Consider the following 17,275-nt stretch of genomic DNA (forward strand, 5'->3'; position numbering starts at 1 on the left):
TGGCGGGAAATAGGAAAGCGTGACAGCATCAGAGAAAGACGATACCATGCGGAAACAAGAGGTATTTTTAATCGGCATAGTATGCAGGGCGGCTAATAGATGTAAAGCCGCTCTTTCCCGTCACAACCACATTGTTGTACCCGCTGGCGCAGTGGATGATAAGCACATTGCCGTTTCCGTCAAATCCACAGACAATGCCGACATGGCTGTCTCCCGGATAGAACACAAGGTCTCCCGGCTGGGCATCGCTCCATGAAATATCGGTGCAATAGCTGTGCTGACTGGACGCTCCACCGCCATGGCCGATGACATAACTGCCGCCAGACTGGTTGTAAAACACCCAATCGACAAAGCCGGAACAGTCTAATCCGAATGGGCGCATCGTTCCGGTCGTAGAGCTGCCTGCCGCCGTGACCTCCATAGGCGTACCCCAGCGAGAATCCCATCCAAGCACAAGGCTCTTTCCACCCCAGAAATAGTTGACCTTGCCCAGAAGCTGATACGCCGTCAGCACCACCTGCTTGCGCTCCTCGCTGATATCCGCAGGGAGTTTTTTCATGATCTCCGCAGCTTCCTTATCGCCGAGTGCAATATCCTGGTAGCTGCCGGTGAGCCGCATGAACAGTTCTTCATACTCCGGCTGCATCAGTTCCTCCAGCAGCTTCTTCTGTTCTGCCGTGAAATGGTATTCCTCCGCCATTTGCAGATGATCCTTGACTGTGACAGTGATGTGCAGGATGACGGTATCGCTTTCATCCTTGTCGCCTGAGATGGTTTCCACCCAATAAGAGATGGCGTTCATATCCCAGAAAATCTGTCGCAGAATATCCAGCTTTTCTTCCGTCAGCGTCGCCACCTCGTCCGGCGACGCTGCATCTGTCGTTGTCCGCACAGCATAGACCGCCAGCACATCCCGCCAGTTCGCCACCATAGCGGCGCTGCCCGCGTTGTCCATATCCAATTCGTCATAAGGGTTATCCACCTTGATCTGCTCGATGCGGTCTGTGAACTCCGCGTTCAGCATGGTCACAGCCTCCGGCATCGTATATCCGGTGCCGCTGTCCTCGCCGGAGAAGAAAATCCCAAACGGCGACGCGATCAGAAGCCCGATCAGGCAGATGACTAACACCATTGAGAGGACCGTGCTGCCGCCCGCCATCATCGCCGCCGCAAGGCTTCTGGCGGCGGACAGGATCGCCCGCAGCGCCCGTCCCGCCGCCTGGGATGCTTTCTGCGCGGTGGCCTGCGCCGCTTTCGCGGCTTGCTGATACCGCGTTGTCTGCACCACTGCTTCCCGTGCGGCATGGGCGCTGCTTTGCAGCATGACCGCCTGCTTCTGTGCGGACTCTGCGGCTTTCACCGCGTCGCCCGTCTTGCGTGAACGAGACAAAGTCGGTGATACTTTCCGTTCCATTGGCAGACTGTGTTTTCGCGCCGATTTTGGCAAGCTGGTTGCCGCCCGCTCTTTAATGTGAGGAGTCTGTGCTGAACGTTTCCTGTCGGGCATGGTGCTGCCGTCCCTGTCTGAATGCAAGGCTTGCGCCGTCTTGACCTGGTGCCGCGATACGGCTCGTTTTTGCACCGCCTGCCATCGGGCGGCTTTGCGCCCGCGTTCCTCCATAAATACTCTCTGCCCCTGCCGCTGCGGTTCCGCTGCCACTGTGACCTGTGTCTCTGTCTGTGCGCCGATATAGGCGTCTTTGGTCTTGATCTTGGCAGCTTTTTGCGCGGCGTTCTGACGCGCCTGCTGCCGTCCACGCTCCGCAGCGGTCTGCGGCTGCGAAACGGCAGAAGTGGTATCTTTTCCCTTGATAGCAGAAGGCTTTTGCTCTGTGGCATCGGCAGCAGGAGCGCCGCCCTCCGGCGGCTGCTCCTGCGGTTTCTTCTTCCGCTGCCGGGTGAGTTCCTTTTCTGCCCGACGCAGGCCGTGGGCGGCGGTATCCTCAACGGCGTCACCGCCGTACTCGTCTGCCTGCCCGTGCTGAGCCGTATCCCGCAGCTGCGTCCGCAGCCGCTCAGAACCATCGTCCAGACCTCTGTGCAGCAGTTCTCTGGGTGTCGATACCGCTTTTTCTTTGATGCGTTCAGAGAGCGTGGGTTTTTCTTTGATTTTTTTCATAGCACATCACGCAACAAGGTCGGAGGGGCGAGTCGTCATCATCTGATACAGCCTGGTGTGGCGGGGAAAACTGTCCACGAAAGGCACGATGGCGCTGCCACATTTGATGAGCCCCCGACCGGAGTCCACATTGGTGATGTAGGAGAGCTGATTATCCGAGATGTTCAGCAGGCGCGCCAGTTCCTCCCGGTCTGTGGCCGCCTGATTCAGCATGATGAGAAATTCTGAGTTTGCCAGCATGGTGCGGGCCGTATGGGACTGCAGCAGATCCTCGATATTCTGGCTGATCCCCGTGCCGCAAGCCTGATACTTTCTCATACGCTTCCAGAGGGTGAACAGGAAATTGGCGCTGTACTCATGCTGGAACAGCAGATAGATCTCATCAATATAGATCCAGGTGTTGCGCTTCAGCCCACGGTTGCGGATGATGCGGTTGAAGATGCTGTCCAGCACCACCAGCATTCCTACCGGCAGAAGCTGCTTGCCAAGGTCTCGGATATCGTAGCAGAGGATACGGGCGTTGGTGTCCACATTGGTGGGCTTGGCAAAGGTGTTGAGACTGCCGTCTGTAAACAGTTCGATGGCCAGCGCCACATCCTGCGCTTCCTTTTCCGGCTGGCGGAGCAGCTCCGCGTGGAAGTCCTGCAAGGTGGGGACCGCGCCGTGATACCCGCTGCGGATATAGTCCCGGTACACCTGCGCGGTGCAGCGGTCGATGACGGATTTTTCCTTGGCAGACAGCTTGCCTGCCCCGATGAGCTGTTCACAGAGGGAGAGCAGGAACTCGGATTTCAGCACCACGGGGTTCTCTCCGTCCCCGTAGCCCTGCTCCATATCCATGGCGTTGATATGGTTGGGCGAGGTGGCGGAGATGTTGATGACCTGACCGCCCAGCCCTTCGATGAGGGGCCGGTACTCCGACTCCGGATCGATCACGATAATATCGTCCTGCGTGGACAGCGCCAGAGACACCATCTCCTTCTTGGCGCTGAAGGATTTACCGGAGCCGGAGACACCCAGAATGAATGCGTTGCCATTGAGAAGCTGCCTGCGATCCGCTACGATAAGATTTTTACTGATGGCGTTCTGCCCGTAGTACACACCGCCCCGGTCCCAGATCTCCTGGGCCTTAAAGGGCATGAGAACAGCCAGCGCTTCCGTGGTCAGGGTGCGCAGTGCATCGATGCGGCGCAGGCCCAGCGGCAGCGCCGTCACCAGCCCGTCCGCTTGCTGCCAGTTCAGGGTCGTGAGTTGGCAGAGGTGCTTGCGGGCGATGGACTGGAGCGTTTCCGTGTCGCTGTCCAATTCCTCCTTGCTGTCTGCCAGATGTACCAGCGTCACCACGGCAAACATCATCCGCTGGTCGCGGGTGGTGAGATCGTCCAGCATCTCGCGGGTCTCCTTGCGCTGCTGCTCCAAATCGTAAGGTACAACGGCGGAGAAGTTATTGTTGGCGTTCTGCCGGCGCTGCCAGTTGGTCACATTGGTCTCCACACCCAGCAGGCGGTTCTGCATCTCCCGCACCGCCTCGTCGGTAGGGACAGGGATGATGTCGATAGACAGCATGAGACTTCGGTTCAGGCTGGTAAGCTCATTGATCATGGAATCCTTGATGTAGCTGGCATACTCCTTCAGAAACAGCACCCGGCCATATTTGCCGCCCATGATAAAATGGTCCTTTTTGAATTCCATGCTGTCCGGGCAGATGGCATCCTTGATGGAGTGCCCATTCTTCATGTTCTCCCGGAGGTCAAAGCGGAACTCGCTTTCCTCTCCCACACGGTAGAAATCATGCAGGATGTGGAGGCGGTCTGCCGCATCCAGTTCCTCACAGTGGGAGTCCATGTGGTTCAGACGGGAAGCGGCGTCATGGACCGTGCGGTCAAAAAACGCACGGGCTTCCTCTACATTTTTCTTGTGGACGGACAGGGTGATGTAGCGCTCCTGCACCACGCTGTTGGACGAGTCCGTCACCTTATCCAGCAGCATGGCGTTGTATTCCTTACGCCCGCCGTCCAGATCATCTCCCTTGGTCGGGATAAGGATCTCCTGCTCAAAATTGCGCCGGTCCAGGCGCTTATTGTTGATGGTGATCTTCGTGGTGGAGCCGGTGTCCAGCGCGTTCAGCAGCTCGGAATAGCTGAGAAACATGGCTGTCTTATCCTCTTTCGAGGCGATGGCGTAGTTGATGTCGCTAAAACGCAGTGTTTTAGAATACTTGCTGCCAAATTGAAAGACCCCATCCGGCCAGATGCGGCGGATGGGGATGATGTCCTGTACAGATCTCGGAACTATAAATCTTTCTTTGTCCTGCTTCAGTGTATTTTGCAGAGTTTTAATCAAGCTTGAGTGCCTCCTTTATCGTTGAATTTTCCAAAACTTTGGCGTATATGTTGTCCGATTTGAACACGAGCCTGCGGGGAAACAGGAATTCCGAGCGGATATACGCAAGCAGAAAGCGTTCCAGCGTCATGCCGTTATACTGAAAAAAGCCGCCCAGGGCAAAGGGAAAGGCTGCAAGCACGCAGACCCAGCCGATCTCCCCATTCCCCAGCACAGGGCGCAGGCCGAAATATACGCCCACTGCCACGGCCACCGCCAGCAGTGCGAACAGCAGCTGCCGCAGGGACAGGCCGAAGAATAGACTCTCCTGGTAATTTCGTACTTCTTTGTTGATGCGGACCTCCAATGGATCACCTCCGATTTTTTCTGAGTTTTGCTGAACAGACTCTTGCTTTGTCTGCGCAGTCATGGTACTATGCCACAAACCCGATGAAGGAGGTCGTGACACATGATCGCTTTTTTGGTGATCGCCGGACTCGGCGTCCTGGCGCTTCTCTCCCGGCTGGCCGCGCTGACGCGGATGACCATCCCGCTTTTGTACACCGTGTCCATGCTGACGGTGTTCCACGGCTGGTATCGCGCCCATACCGTGCTGGCAGACCGCATCCTGTTCGTCCTTGTAGGGCTGGTGGCATTGTCCTGGCTGCTTTCGCTGATCCGCTTTGCCTGCGATTTTGTCACGCAGGCACGAGATGACGCTGCCGCTATGGAGTATTTCTCCTACCGTGTTCGCAAAGCCAGAGAGCGCGGTGAGGATACCGTCAGCACAGAGGGACTGTGGCGCTGAATCAGCCAAGGCCCATCAGTTCCCGGATGATGCGGTCGCTCATCTTGATCGCGCCCACCAGCACCAGCATATTGAAGATCAGCTCACCCACATAGTTCCACACGATGGTGGCTGCCGCCAGCGTATCGTCCGCGATGGCGGGCGGGGACGATGCAAAGGCAGAGAAGATCACACAAGCCAATACAATGATACAGCCCTCCAGACAGATGGCGGCATAGCTTTTCAGAAAGGCTACGCCAATACTGCTGGAGGGCTGTCCCGCAAAGCTGGCCAGCGGGATAGGCGCGATGGCCGTGGCGATGTAGAGCTTAAAAAAGCGGCTATACACCGTCAGGATCATCACGAGGGACAGAACCCAGATAAAGAGCGAGCCCAGCAGCGTCACTGCCCACAGCGGGATGGATTCGATAAATCCCACATCCTCGATGATGCTCACCAGTTCATCCGGTAATGTGGTGGCAGTCATCGCCGTCAGCCCGGAGGAATCCATGATGGTCGTCACCATGCCCTGGGCAACACGAAACGCGCCGGTCATCAGCTCCATGCCCCACGACACCGCCGCCTGCGCCAGCACAAAGCGGATGAAGCATTTGAAGGCCACCTCCGGCTTCTTCATCTCGGTGAAGCTGCCGCAGGTCTTGACCACGCCCATTACGAAAAACAGCACCAACAGCGCATACCCCACAGCTTTTAATCCATCGTTGATATTCACGATGACATTCCAGACACCGCCGCCCTTGAAGGACTCCGGCGAGGTGCTGATGAGCTGCCAGATCTCTGCCAGCCTTCCGTTCCACATTTCCAGCGCAGAGTTCAAATTGTCTACGATCCAGTTTCCGCTTCCGATCGTTTTCACCTTCTTTCTTTGCTCAGAATTCGTATTGATATTTGCTCATTATTTTGCTATACTATGATTAAAAACAAGGGGGTGCATAGTATGCCAAGTATTCGTCCAATTTCCGATCTTCGCAGCAATGCCAATGATATCTCGGACTTCTGCCGCCAGACTCGTGAGCCCGTTTATATCACCCGCAACGGCACCGGCGATATGGTAGTGATCAGTATGGAGGAGTATGAGCGCCAGCAGGCACTCATTGATCTCTATGGAAAGCTGGCCGTGGCAGAACAGGAGATTGCCTCCGGTGCGGAGGGCGAGGATTTCCTGACGCTGGCTAAGAACCTGCGGGAGCGTGTCCATGGAAACGTATAAAATAAAAATCTTTCCCACCGCCAAGCAGGACTTGGAGGAAGTGATTGGATATTTGAACACGCTATCTCCGGATGCTGCGTCGAAGTATTATGACTTGCTGGTCGAAGAGATCGCAAGTTTATCCAAAATGCCAGAACGCTGTCCGAAGCCGAAGGATCTGGCGCTGGCTGTAAAAGGCTACCGCTATCTCATCGTCAAAAATTATCTGGTGTTCTATGCCATTATTGGCGACACGGTGCAAATTCGCAGAATTTTATATGCCCGCAGAGATTACAGCGCATTGCTGTGAAGCAGATGGCGGAGTGCATTGAAAACGATGCACTCCGCCGTTTTTCTTTCAGCCAGTAATCAAAGTAAGGATCTCCTTCGTAAAGGTAATGACGATGCCGCCTGCCACCGTCAGCATACCGTTGGCGCGCTGGGAGGGATCGTGGCTCTTGAGAGACAGGCCCACCTGCAAAATGCCGAAGCCCAGCAGGATGAGGCCAATGGCGCGGATCAGAGAGAAAATGAAATCGGACAGGTTGTTGACCACCGTCAGCGGGTCGTCTGCGGCCAGTGCGGGAACAGCGGTGACCATCATCACCATCGCAGTGCAGGCAAGGACGGCGTAGATGCGCTTTGCCTTTCTTTCAAAATTCTTGTTATTCAAATCATGTTTCATGCTGCAGCATTCTCCTTTTCATTGTCAAAATCAGTTTGGAACAGCGGCTCTCCCGGAATGGGAGGCTCCGCCGTCCCGTGGTGGATGTAGGGCGGTCCGCCGCCATCCATCGTATAGCGGATGGCGGGATGCTCCACGAGCTCATACTTTTCGTCCATCACCGGCCGTGTGCCGCGGATGAACAGGATGCAGTACCGGTTATCCAGCATCCGCACCTCGTCCGGCATCAGCAGTTCTCTGCCGCTCATCTGGAAGTTGGTGGAGTAAGACCCGGACCGCCCTTTGGTCTGCCCGTGGGTCCTGGTGTCAATGGTGGACTTGCCCAGCGCCTCGGAAATGTACTTGTGGGTGCTTGCCTCGTTGCCGCCGAGATAGAGCAGCGTGTCCGAGTTGCCGGGGATAGTTTCCCACGAGTCCTTATACAATTCCTTGATTTGCGCCATGTTCTGGATGATGGTGCTGCAGGAGATGTTGCGTGAGCGCATGGTCGCAAGCTCCCGCGGCAGCCCCGGCAGATTGACCGATGGCGCTTCATCCAAGATGAAATGCACATGGCAGGGCAGCGCCCCATGGTGGATCTGGTCGGCGCAGTAGTAAAGGGTCTGGAAGATCTGGGAGTACAGCAGGCTGACGAGGAAGTTGAAGGTCGTATCATTATCCGGGATGACGGCGTACAGAGCGCACTTTCGCTCTCCCAGCGTGTAGAGATCCATGTCATCATGGTCGGTGATGGCTTTGATCTGCGGCAGATTGAAGGGTGCCAGCCGCACAGCTGCAGACACCAAAATGCTTTTCGCTGTCTTGCCCGCAGCCTGCTTGAAAACCTTATATTGCCGCAGGGCAACGCTTTCCGGGTTTTCATACTCCATTGCCCGGAACAGCAGATCCAGCGGGGAGACATACTCATCATCGTCCTCCTTCACTTCGGCATATTCCAGCACGCGCATCACCATGGAAAAATTCTGCTCGTATTCCGGCGCTTCCTGGAACAGCATGAGGATGATGGCCTGCAGCAGTGCTGTCTCGGACTTCGACCAGAACGGATCGGACTCGTGACTGCCCTTGGGCGTCGTTGCCTGGATCAGCGTGTTGACCAGCTTTAGCGCGTCTTTTTCATCCCGCAGGTAGCGGAAGGGGTTATAGCCATCCGACTGCGACAGATCCACCAGATTCAGCACTCGGATGTCGTATCCCTGCCGTTTCAGATACCCTCCGGTGGCGGTCAGCACCTCCATCTTCGGGTCTGTGATCACATAGTTGCTGTTTGCTTCCAGAATGTTGGGCTTCACATAGCCGCGCGTCTTGGCGGCGCCGCTGCCGCCAATGACCAGCACATTCAGTGAGCGCCGGTGCTTGTGGGTATCCAGCCCCAGCCGCACATGGCGGGTGAGGATCTTGTTCTGCTTCTGCCGGAACTGCGCGTTGAGCTGCCGGGGCGAGCCCCATGCGGCGGAGCCGTGTTCCTCGCCGTCCCGTGTCCTGCCCTGTCCGGAAGCATAAAGACACAGCCCCATGAGATACGCGCCGGTGCAGACAAGAATGGACAACAGGCTCTTGTCTGTCCATTGGATCTGGAAAGGCCGTTCCAGCGCGGCAGTTAAGTTTGATAGCAGCTCCGGCAGACCGCCGCCAAGGGACTGGGCGATCAGCAGCGCCGCCCATACCACAGGGATATAGAGGAACAGGGCAAGTACCAGATCCGTTGTTTGGGATGTCTTTTTCAGCCGCATCACCTCCTGCATAAAAAATACGAGGCCGGCAGAGTAGAATGCTCTGCCGGCCTCGCTGACGAAACGGCTTCCTTACTTTGTCCTATCCGGTCGTACTTTTTGACGGACCTTTTCCTTGGCCGGGGCAGACTTCTGCCGGGTATCCAGCTGCGCCTGATAGCCTTTCAGCCGTTCCAGAACCGAAGGGCGCTCACTCGTCATCGTCCCGGCAGCCGTTTCCCTGCCGCTGGATGAGGTCGATCTGCCTTTGGTATCTGGCAAGTCTGTTCCCGACCGAGATCCTTTTTTTGGCGTCACCCCCTGCCGCTCGCCCACAGGCGGCGTTACAGGCGTTTCTTCCTGCCGAGGGCGTTGCTGTTCGCGCTGCGGCGCCTCCTGTCCCACACGGGCTTCCTGCTCCTTAGAGGGGGCATCCTGCCGCGCCTGCTCCGGCTGTCCGGTATAGCGGATGCGCTCAAAGATCATATTGGCGCGGTCGATCTCCGTTACCGGCATGATCACATCCACGACTTTTCCCTTGTTATCCGAATCGCGGATGGCAGAGAACAGGATCTTCTGCTTTCCTGCCCGCTGCCTGAATTGCTGATACTGTTCCGGTGACATGGAAAATCGCCGCACATCGCGGGTCTCCTTCAGCATCTTGACCAGATTGACTTTACCGGAAATGGTCTTGTGGTTTTTCGCCAGCGCCATGGTGAGCGCCAGCATATTTTTGATGGCGGAGCCGCTCAGCCGGACAGCGACCTCGCTGCCGGAGAGCATCATGCGTACCAGCTGGTCCGCCGCTTCACCGCCTCCGATGTTCATGTTCCTGCACCTCCTTCTGATGTTCTTCTGTTTTCTGGATGTCCTGCTCCATTGCAGGCGTCTGCTGGCAGATTTCCCGACAGAGCTTCCATTTTTCCCGCTCCGCCCGGATCTTCCGATTCACCTCTGAGAGCTGCTCATACACTTCTGCCTTTTCTTTCTTCAGCACCTCCCGCGGAATGCCGCTATCCTCCAGCAGCTTCACGGCTTTCATATACTGCTCGAATTCCTGCTCCATGCCGGTGAGCCCTTCCTCGTATAACGCCCTGCTGGGTTCCAGCGCCTCCGCGTTTGCCAGCGCCGCATAGATCGGCTGGCGTTTCTTCTTCCGCACATTGAGGAGGGTCCGCTGCTTTGTCAATCTGCCCAGCGTTTCCTCTGTGCGTTGTTCGAATGCCGCCATGTCAGCAGGCGTTGTGATGTCATTTTCCCGTAGGAACGCGAACTGTGCCTGATACCGCTCAAAGTGCATGACCGCCCGCCGCAGATGCGGCGTCATGCGGGGCGGGTACTGCCGCTTTTCGATCTTGCCCAGCAGGTAGAGATAATGGACATAGAGGGCGAGGAAACCGCTGTATCTGGGATGCTTCCGATACGGCTGATATGCCGGACGCACAGGCAAGACAGGCCGCAGCCCCGCTTCGATCTGTTCCAGGTTGCCCTGGATGGCAGTGCGGATACCGTCCTCTGTGAACAGCGGATCTTGCCTGCCGGGGTACTGGTATCGATCCTGCCCCCGCAGGCGGAAGCCGATCCTGCCTCCATGATGGATCTCATACCCCTTATGCTCCATGAGCAGGAAGAAGTGACCGAGGTCGTTGGCATCCCGGATGGCATCCCGCAGATCTGCCTCCAGCATGGAGCGGAAGGTGGGCTGCCCCCTGGACTGGCGCAGCCACTCGATGTAGCTGACCGACCTGGCAGGCTCGCCCTGCACGATGACAGATAATCCATGCTCCCGGCAGAGCCGGTCTGAAATGGCACGGATCTGCTGGTAGTAGCTTCGGGCATTGCTGTGGTATTTTCCTCCGGTAAGCTGGTTGACGGAATTGAATACGATATGGGCGTGGATGTGTTCCCGGTCTGTATGGATGCCGATGACCGCCTGGTATCCGGGCAGATGCTCCCGCACGAATTCCTGCGCGATCTCCAGCGCCAATCCCGGCGTGATCTCGCCCGGACGGAAGGACTGGATGATATGATAGAGCTGTACTCCGTCTGTTTTATTCCAGCGGATCTTGGCATCCTGCATCTCGGCACAGGCACTTCCGATTGAGCACCCCTGCGCGGCAGTCAGCACCTGTTCCTCCGTCTTGTCACCGTTGACCACATAGGCAATGGCCTGCGCCAAACCGGCTCTGCGGGCAAGGATCTTTGTGACTGCCATTACTGTTTCACCAATTCTGTCATTTTTGTCTCTATCGTCCGCATCAGGAATTTCAGTTCCCTGACATCCTCTTTCGTCGCAAAGCCGGCGTTGGCTTTGCGGGCGATCTGATTGATGTTATTGCCGATGTGGTTGATCTCCACATACAGGTCGTGGAGCTCCTGCGGTGGCCGCTGGCGGATGGCAACGCCGCCGATCATCTCCCGGATCGCCGCGCTGACCGGCAGGCCGGAGACGGCGCAGATCTGCGACAGCTTCCTGCGCTCCGCGTCTGTCAGCCGGACGGAGATCATGTGTGTTTTTCCGGGCATATCGCCCTCCTTTCCTGCGGCACTGCCGCAAAATCTTCCGCCCGCAGGCGGCATTGGGGACTGGGGATGCCCCAGCAAGCGCGTTTGTCATACAAACGCTATGCTTGCGCCAGCGCCGCCATCGGCGGCGTTGGCTGTTCCCCGCCGACGGCGGGGCGCTCTTTGAGAGGTAGGTTGATTCCAATACAGGCGGACACGGTCCGCACCTTTTCCAGAAAAAAAGAAATGCCTGGCGGCAGCGCCAGACATCCGGTTTCGCAGGGTCCTTCCGCACAGGGTGTCAATGTAACACCCAAAATAGAAACGGCAGGGTGTCATCAAGACACCCTGCCCGTTCAAATATTGAATCAACGCTCGATCTCTTCCGTTTTCTGCCTGCTGTTTCGTGCAGTAGTTCGAGCTGCGTCGAAGGGAAGGACGAATCCTTCTACCTGTTGATAATAGCTCGTCTGTTCCTCTACAAAGAATGCCTCAAGAGGCGCATAGTCTCCTTTGGACTGTGCGGTGTTCAGCGCATGGTAATACTCGATTTTCTTATCATCACTTATCACGAAGGGTACCAATCCGTTTTTCAGACATTCTTTGAACAGAATCACGCGGCCGGTTCTCCCGTTTCCATCTTGAAAAGGATGGATCATCTCATATTCAGCGTGGAACTTAGCCAGATCCGTCAGAGTATGCTGTGGGAGAGCATTGTATCCCGCAAGCAATTCTGTCATGCGCGCTTCCACTTCTTCCGGCAGGGCCGTGACAATATCCGAGACGCGGTTTCTTCTGTTCTTATATTCCCCGATGGGATAGCCGTTGGCAATATCTTCAAAGACACCGCTTTTCAGCTTGTAGTGATATCGTTTAATGAGTTCGTGTGAGAGCGGTTGATCGTAGGTCTTGAGCATTTCATTGAACATCAGAAAATGCCCCGTCATTTCCTCTACGTCCTTTGCTCGGATCAGCGCATCTTCAGCAGATAAGGTGCCGGTATCAAACAGGGAGGCCGTTTGCTTTTCTGTTAAGGTGCTTCCTTCAATTTTGTTGGAATTGTAGGCCAGCATTCTCTGCGTAATAGCGTAAACACCGCTGCGGTCGTTTTTCTTCTGCTCGATTTGGAATCTATCGATCAGTTCTTGTACAAAATGATTACTCACAGGAGATGCCCTCTCTTTCCATACGGAGATATTTTTCTCTCAGATACCATGCCTGTTCTGATGAGATGACCTGCTCTACTTCATATGAATTGATCAGCGCATTCAGGTCGCACCACCAGAGATCCCAATGGTTATCCTGCCTGCCGCTGTCAATGATGTTCCATGATTCCTCCATTCTCAGGATGGATTCGTGGAGGTCTTCCGGCAGTCCGCATTCCAAATAGGACTGGTCCAGCGGCTTTCCCGTTTCCGGATCATATTGTGCGTTTCGATCATTCATACCTGCGTCCTCGCTTGTAACACCATTCTATTGTTTTTATTATACCGACTTATCCCTGTTTTAGCAAGTAGTGTTGCCAGACAGCCCAGTAGATCATGCCGCCTTTTCCAGCTCGGCTCGGATACGTTCCCGTGCCAGCTCCGCATAGGTGTCTGTGACTTCGATGCCGGTGGCGGTATAGCCCTCCTGCACAGCCGCCAGCACCGTGGTGCCGGAACCGGCGAAGGGGTCGAGAATATGCCCGCCCGGTTCCGTGATCTTCACGATGTCCCGCATCAGCTGCAGCGGCTTCTCCGTCAGATGGATGCGGCTCTGAGGATTGCCGTATTTGAACACGCCCGGCAGACACGGGACCGGGCGGCTGATAGGCATATCGCCGTTGGAGCCCCAGACGATATATTCCGCCTGCTGGCGGAAGCGCCCCTTCTGCGGGCGGCTGTTGCCCTTATCCCAGACAGCGGTGCCCCGCCAGATCCAGCCAGCCCACTGCAGGGCGTCGGTGGCTGCCGGGAGCTGCCGCCAGTCAATGAACATACAAACCGGCGCGCCGCTCTTGCATACCTTTCTTGCCTCATACAGCCACTCTGCCGCCCAGCGGGTCCAGGAGCGCTGGTCCTTGGCGTCCCCATCGAAAGGGGGCGGCGCGTTCTCACCCATACTGGAATACTTCCGGGCGGTGGATTTGTTTTTCTCCGCCTGGGTGCGTCCACCGGACGCATAGGGCGGATCGGTGATCACAGCGTCAAAGGTGTTGGGGGCAAAGGTCCCCAGCACCTTCAGAGCATCCCCCTGGAGGATGCTCCATTTCTGATTATCGCTCATACTCATGCTTCTCCTTCTTTTTCGTTCGATTTTCGCGGGGCGGAGACAGCTCCGTCTCCACATATTCGCTGATGATTCCCAGTGCTTCCTCGTAGCTGCGGCACGCTCCACCCATGATGCGGGCCTGCATTTCCTTTGCTTCTGCCGCCATGCCATTCTGCCGGAGAACTCTGGCGGCAATACCCATCAGATGGAAGATGTTGCCGTCCTGCCCCAGCAGAGGGCAGAGAGGGCGGGGTTTCTCCTGCCGGGCAGAGTGGAATCCACCCAGTCTGTTGGGAACATAGTCAGAAAGCCATGTGCCTCCGAATGCGCCGTGGGTCTGCAAGCGCCACATTGCCAGTTTCCCCATGTCCACCTGAATGTCCTCGAAGGGGAACAGCAGATTGGTGAGTCCATCGTGCTGAAAAACCTTGACCGTCTCAAAGCGGCTGCCATTCTGCAGGATGCCGTCCTGCGTCAGCAGGTCGTTGATGCCATCCAGCCACTCCCGCGCCTCACCGCCGCAGCCCTGGAGCACCAGTCCCTCCTGATGCTCCATATCCCGCAGATCGTCCGCGCTGATCTTTTCAATTGGCATTTATCTCTCCTTTCTTTTGGGATGCCGTGCAGGTGGCGTCCGTCCAATGGTTGTCTGATCCGTCATCACGGGGATGCCCAGCTCGCCGGCTTTGTAGATCTCCTGCCACATCCCATCCGTCCAGACCGGACCGTACACATTCATCTGCTGGCAGGATTCCAGCAGGCGCAGTCCCATCGCCCTGGCTTTCTCGTCCTGGGCGGGATCGGCGGGATCTGCGACAGGCGGGAACAGCAGATGCGGACAGATGGGGATATTCCCCTCCGCAAACACCTCCTGCGCTTTCTGCCGCGCAAACTCTACATTGTTTGTCACATCGCCCCGCAGCGGAGCACAGATATAGACCAGCTTGGGGCCGCTCCGTTCCAGCTCCGGCGTGCGCTCCCGGAATGCGGACAGATACTGACCGACGGCATCCCGCAGAGCGGCATAGTCCGCGGCAGTGGGGTGATAGGCGTACCACTCCACTTTTCCGTAGTCATCCCACAGGTGGGGAATGACGCCGCTGCGGAAGTTCGGGTTGTTCGGCACCTGCTTTTTGCCCCAGACATCCTGAAAGCGCAGCAGCGTCCGGTCCACCACACCCTCCGTGCGGTTGAGCACCGTGAGGCGGATGGCGTCATATTGGCTGGAGATGTGGGTAGAGAGAAACTCTGCCCGTACACGCAGGTCATTTCCGAGATCTCCCACGCACACACGCCCGGAAAATTGAGGCCGATCCACGAGATTGCTATGTTCAAACAGCTTTCGCAGTTCCTGCTCATACACGGTCATCGCTCTACACCTCGTTTCTTTGGCGTTTTTGTTTTCATAGGGCTTGTTTCTTTTTGCAGGGGTTGCACTGTCTCACGCCCGATGCCGCGGATCACGCTGCGGCTCTTGCCGCTCAGGACAAAGGTATCCCGTGTATCGTTGCGGACTTCCTCGCAGGGCAGGATCACGGCAGAACCGGTGATGCGGATATCCCCCTGCACCGTGCCATACACCTTGCAGTTGCCGGACAGGATGGGAGTCCCCATCGTATGGGGATCGTGAATGATCTGCGCGTTTCCGGAAGCCAGCGCTTTTCCGGTCATGGAGGCTCCGCGGAGATAGGCGTTGTCCTCGGCGCGGCTGTGGCCGCTCATCACGCTGCCTTTGGAAACATAGGCGCTGCCACAGGCAATGGCGTCGCCCCGCAGACAGGCGTCCCGATCCACATAGGCGTCACCCGCTGCAATGGCGTCATCGAAGATCCACGCGCAGTCTCCCGGCTCCGCGGACAGGTTGCTTTCGCTTTCCACGAAGCCACCTATGTCGCCTGCGCGGATCTCGCCGCAGATATCCCGCAGCGCACGGATGCGGTGCAGGAACGGATATTCCTCATGGGCCATGTCTGTGATCTCATATTTCTGATTGCTGATGGTTCTCATCTCCTTTTTCTTTTTTATGCCGCTTTTGGGTACAGGGCATCTTCTTTTCGGAATGCCGCATCGATGTCGGAAAAGCGCTCCGTGCGGTTGAATTTCTCGGACACCTTTCCCGGCATTGCCTGCAGTTCCAGCATTTTCGCCCACAGCTTCGGATGGTTGTCATAGAGGTGCCGCAGTTCCTTCCGCTTGGCATTCGGGCAGAACCAGCAGCCGCCACGGTCTGTAAACGCATAGACAGGTGAAAGCAGCCCTGCCGTTTGGCAGAGCTGCTTTGCATCCTCTTCGGTGTAGTGATATTTTTCCAGCAGGGACACCTGATTTCCCTGCAAGCGGCGCAAGCGCACCGGCTCATCGCTGGCGATGCCCACATACTGCACAGCATCCGGCGTCAGAGTCTTGTTATACCGGCGGATGGGACGGAGCTTGCAGTCCCGCTGAACGTAGCAATGCCCGCACAGAGGGAATCCGCGTCGAAGTCCTTTTTTCGGACCGCGGGTAATGGCTCCGGCAAACAGGTCCAGATAGGTCTTATCCGAACGCAGCACACGGACAGGGACCCCCAACTGTTCCAGCCTGGGGATCGCAGTCTCGTAGATGAATGCCCGATGCTCCGGCACCTCGCCGGAGGTCCTTTTATCGAACATCACCTCACAGTAGACCACTTCATCCAGCGGTTCCCCGTGCTCCAGCGCCAGCAGGATCGTAGCAAGGCTATCTTTGCCGAAGGAGCAGGCTGCAATATGTGGTGTTTTCTTCTTTTCTTTTGAAATCGTGATCATCCTCTCTGATTCTGTTTTTGCTGCAGTATTGTCAGCAGGTGGGGAGTCTGCTATAATAGCGCATATCATTTCCGGTCATTTTAGATATAAAGGAGACGAAATACGATGAATAAGACAGAACTGATCACCGCCATGGCGGAAGCCAGCGGCCTTACCAAGAAGGACTGTGACACCGCTCTGAATGCGTTTGTCGACACGCTGCAGGCTGCGTTGAAGTCCGGTGACAAGGTACAGCTGGTGGACTTCGGCACTTTCGAGGTGAAGGAGCGCGCCGCCCGCACCGGCAAAAATCCCGCCACCGGAGCCACCATTGAAATCCCCGCTTCCAAGGCGCCGGCTTTCAAGCCCGGCAAGGCATTCAAGGATTCCGTACAGTGATAACACGCCCGCGAGAGACGATCTCTCGCGGGCCTTTTCTGTTATCGGTCCGATACGCCCATGTCCTTGGCATGACAGGCACATTCCAGCACCTCTGTCATATCCGTGCGCTCCCAGGGCGCGTCCGCATGGGTGAAGTGACCGTAATTGCAGAACTTTTGGAACATGGGCTGATCCAGTCCCAGCGTTCCGATCATGCCGTCCGGTGTCAGGTTGAATACCGTGCGGACTGCCTGTTCCAACACGTCATCGGAATAGATGCCGGTATGCTCCGTATCCACCGTCACCGCTACAGGCTGTGCCTTACCGATGGCATAGGCAAGGCTGATGGTGCAGCGCTTTGCCAGTCCTGCCGCCACGATATTCCTGGCAATATAACGGGCCATGTACGCGCCACTGCGGTCCACCTTCTGGAATAGTCAAGAAAACCGCACACCCAACGAATTCAATTAGGCAACCTGCGCCGGATTTTGCGCCCACCGTGCGCGCTTGCGCAGCGGAGGAAGGTTTTCCTCATTGGC

20 protein-coding genes and 1 pseudogene are annotated in these 17,275 nt (G+C 56.6%); 4 read left to right on the forward strand and 17 right to left on the reverse strand.

The genetic code is table 11. From position 1 onward, the window contains the following. Positions 1-67 precede the first annotated feature (67 nt). Genes ACTQ34_RS11435 through ACTQ34_RS11445 form a run of 3 tightly spaced genes read right to left on the reverse strand, consistent with a single transcriptional unit; the run spans position 68 to position 4,808 of the window. Positions 68-2,119 carry an NlpC/P60 family protein gene (locus ACTQ34_RS11435; RefSeq protein WP_441363939.1) on the reverse strand — a complete coding sequence of 684 codons (2,052 nt, stop codon included), beginning with the start codon at positions 2,117-2,119 and terminating at the stop codon, positions 68-70. Positions 2,120-2,125: 6 nt separating this feature from the next. Then, the gene (locus ACTQ34_RS11440) at positions 2,126-4,462 is read right to left on the reverse strand and encodes a VirB4-like conjugal transfer ATPase, CD1110 family (protein WP_441363940.1); all 2,337 of its coding nucleotides are present in this window, start codon (positions 4,460-4,462) and stop codon (positions 2,126-2,128) included. Next, positions 4,455-4,808, reverse strand: a complete 354-nt coding sequence (locus tag ACTQ34_RS11445; protein ID WP_441363941.1) for a PrgI family protein — start codon at positions 4,806-4,808, stop codon at positions 4,455-4,457. Before ACTQ34_RS11445 ends, ACTQ34_RS11440 begins: the two co-directional genes overlap by 8 nt. A gap of 102 nt (positions 4,809-4,910) precedes the next feature. On the opposite strand from ACTQ34_RS11445, the gene ACTQ34_RS11450 reads away from it, so the two are divergent. Further along, a complete protein-coding gene (locus ACTQ34_RS11450) occupies positions 4,911-5,249 on the forward strand; it encodes a hypothetical protein (RefSeq protein WP_441363942.1) in 339 nt (112 codons plus the stop codon). A gap of 1 nt (position 5,250) precedes the next feature. On the opposite strand, the gene ACTQ34_RS11455 is transcribed toward ACTQ34_RS11450, so the two are convergent. Beyond that, positions 5,251-6,096, reverse strand: coding sequence for a hypothetical protein (locus tag ACTQ34_RS11455; RefSeq protein ID WP_441363957.1), 846 nt, complete (start codon positions 6,094-6,096; stop codon positions 5,251-5,253). 90 nt (positions 6,097-6,186) lie between these two features. Here ACTQ34_RS11455 and ACTQ34_RS11460 point away from each other — a divergent pair, with 90 nt between their 5' ends. Together ACTQ34_RS11460 and ACTQ34_RS11465 are read left to right on the forward strand one after the other, a co-directional pair. Next, positions 6,187-6,459, forward strand: a complete 273-nt coding sequence (locus tag ACTQ34_RS11460) for a type II toxin-antitoxin system Phd/YefM family antitoxin (protein ID WP_441363943.1) — start codon at positions 6,187-6,189, stop codon at positions 6,457-6,459. Next, the gene (locus ACTQ34_RS11465) at positions 6,446-6,748 is read left to right on the forward strand and encodes a type II toxin-antitoxin system RelE/ParE family toxin (RefSeq protein WP_441363944.1); all 303 of its coding nucleotides are present in this window, start codon (positions 6,446-6,448) and stop codon (positions 6,746-6,748) included. The genes ACTQ34_RS11460 and ACTQ34_RS11465 overlap by 14 nt, the downstream gene beginning before the upstream one ends. Before the next feature lie 48 nt (positions 6,749-6,796). Here the strand turns inward: ACTQ34_RS11465 and ACTQ34_RS11470 are convergent, their stop codons facing one another. The 12 genes from ACTQ34_RS11470 to ACTQ34_RS11525 all read right to left on the reverse strand — a co-directional run bounded on the left by ACTQ34_RS11470 (position 6,797) and on the right by ACTQ34_RS11525 (position 16,376). Next, complete coding sequence (locus ACTQ34_RS11470) at positions 6,797-7,123, reverse strand: formate hydrogenlyase (protein ID WP_441363945.1); 327 nt, start codon at positions 7,121-7,123, stop codon at positions 6,797-6,799. After that, positions 7,120-8,853 carry a VirD4-like conjugal transfer protein, CD1115 family gene (locus ACTQ34_RS11475; protein ID WP_441363946.1) on the reverse strand — a complete coding sequence of 578 codons (1,734 nt, stop codon included), beginning with the start codon at positions 8,851-8,853 and terminating at the stop codon, positions 7,120-7,122. The genes ACTQ34_RS11470 and ACTQ34_RS11475 overlap by 4 nt, the downstream gene beginning before the upstream one ends. 72 nt (positions 8,854-8,925) lie before the next feature. After that, positions 8,926-9,660 carry a DUF3801 domain-containing protein gene (locus ACTQ34_RS11480; RefSeq protein ID WP_441363947.1) on the reverse strand — a complete coding sequence of 245 codons (735 nt, stop codon included), beginning with the start codon at positions 9,658-9,660 and terminating at the stop codon, positions 8,926-8,928. Continuing rightward, positions 9,641-11,047: a relaxase/mobilization nuclease domain-containing protein gene (locus tag ACTQ34_RS11485; RefSeq protein ID WP_441363948.1), complete on the reverse strand. Its 1,407-nt coding sequence runs from the start codon at positions 11,045-11,047 to the stop codon at positions 9,641-9,643. Before ACTQ34_RS11485 ends, ACTQ34_RS11480 begins: the two co-directional genes overlap by 20 nt. Beyond that, on the reverse strand, positions 11,047-11,358 hold the full coding sequence (locus ACTQ34_RS11490; protein WP_441363949.1) for a plasmid mobilization protein: 312 nt from the start codon (positions 11,356-11,358) through the stop codon (positions 11,047-11,049). The genes ACTQ34_RS11485 and ACTQ34_RS11490 overlap by 1 nt, the downstream gene beginning before the upstream one ends. 347 nt (positions 11,359-11,705) lie before the next feature. After that, positions 11,706-12,503, reverse strand: a complete 798-nt coding sequence (locus tag ACTQ34_RS11495) for a Fic family protein (RefSeq protein ID WP_441363950.1) — start codon at positions 12,501-12,503, stop codon at positions 11,706-11,708. Further along, a complete protein-coding gene (locus ACTQ34_RS11500; protein WP_441363951.1) occupies positions 12,496-12,783 on the reverse strand; it encodes a hypothetical protein in 288 nt (95 codons plus the stop codon). Before ACTQ34_RS11500 ends, ACTQ34_RS11495 begins: the two co-directional genes overlap by 8 nt. 93 nt (positions 12,784-12,876) lie before the next feature. Continuing rightward, on the reverse strand, positions 12,877-13,605 hold the full coding sequence (locus ACTQ34_RS11505; protein WP_024723025.1) for a DNA-methyltransferase: 729 nt from the start codon (positions 13,603-13,605) through the stop codon (positions 12,877-12,879). Next, positions 13,595-14,185, reverse strand: coding sequence for a hypothetical protein (locus ACTQ34_RS11510; protein ID WP_441363952.1), 591 nt, complete (start codon positions 14,183-14,185; stop codon positions 13,595-13,597). Before ACTQ34_RS11510 ends, ACTQ34_RS11505 begins: the two co-directional genes overlap by 11 nt. Further along, entirely contained in the window at positions 14,186-14,959 is a 774-nt protein-coding gene (locus ACTQ34_RS11515; protein WP_441363953.1) for a DUF7768 domain-containing protein, read from the reverse strand. It lies immediately after the preceding gene. Then, positions 14,956-15,597 carry a hypothetical protein gene (locus ACTQ34_RS11520; RefSeq protein WP_441363954.1) on the reverse strand — a complete coding sequence of 214 codons (642 nt, stop codon included), beginning with the start codon at positions 15,595-15,597 and terminating at the stop codon, positions 14,956-14,958. The genes ACTQ34_RS11515 and ACTQ34_RS11520 overlap by 4 nt, the downstream gene beginning before the upstream one ends. A 14-nt stretch (positions 15,598-15,611) precedes the next feature. Beyond that, entirely contained in the window at positions 15,612-16,376 is a 765-nt protein-coding gene (locus tag ACTQ34_RS11525; protein WP_441363955.1) for a phosphoadenosine phosphosulfate reductase, read from the reverse strand. A gap of 105 nt (positions 16,377-16,481) precedes the next feature. Between ACTQ34_RS11525 and ACTQ34_RS11530 the strand changes: the two genes are divergently transcribed. Beyond that, positions 16,482-16,754, forward strand: coding sequence for an HU family DNA-binding protein (locus ACTQ34_RS11530; RefSeq protein WP_441363956.1), 273 nt, complete (start codon positions 16,482-16,484; stop codon positions 16,752-16,754). 41 nt (positions 16,755-16,795) lie between these two features. On the opposite strand, the pseudogene ACTQ34_RS11535 reads toward ACTQ34_RS11530, so the two are convergent. Beyond that, positions 16,796-17,164, reverse strand: a pseudogene (locus ACTQ34_RS11535) (methionine adenosyltransferase domain-containing protein); the annotation flags it as partial. Positions 17,165-17,275 lie beyond the last annotated feature (111 nt).

Origin of the sequence: Agathobaculum sp. LCP25S3_E8 (assembly GCF_052117165.1) — a bacterium.
Classification (GTDB): domain Bacteria; phylum Bacillota; class Clostridia; order Oscillospirales; family Butyricicoccaceae; genus Agathobaculum.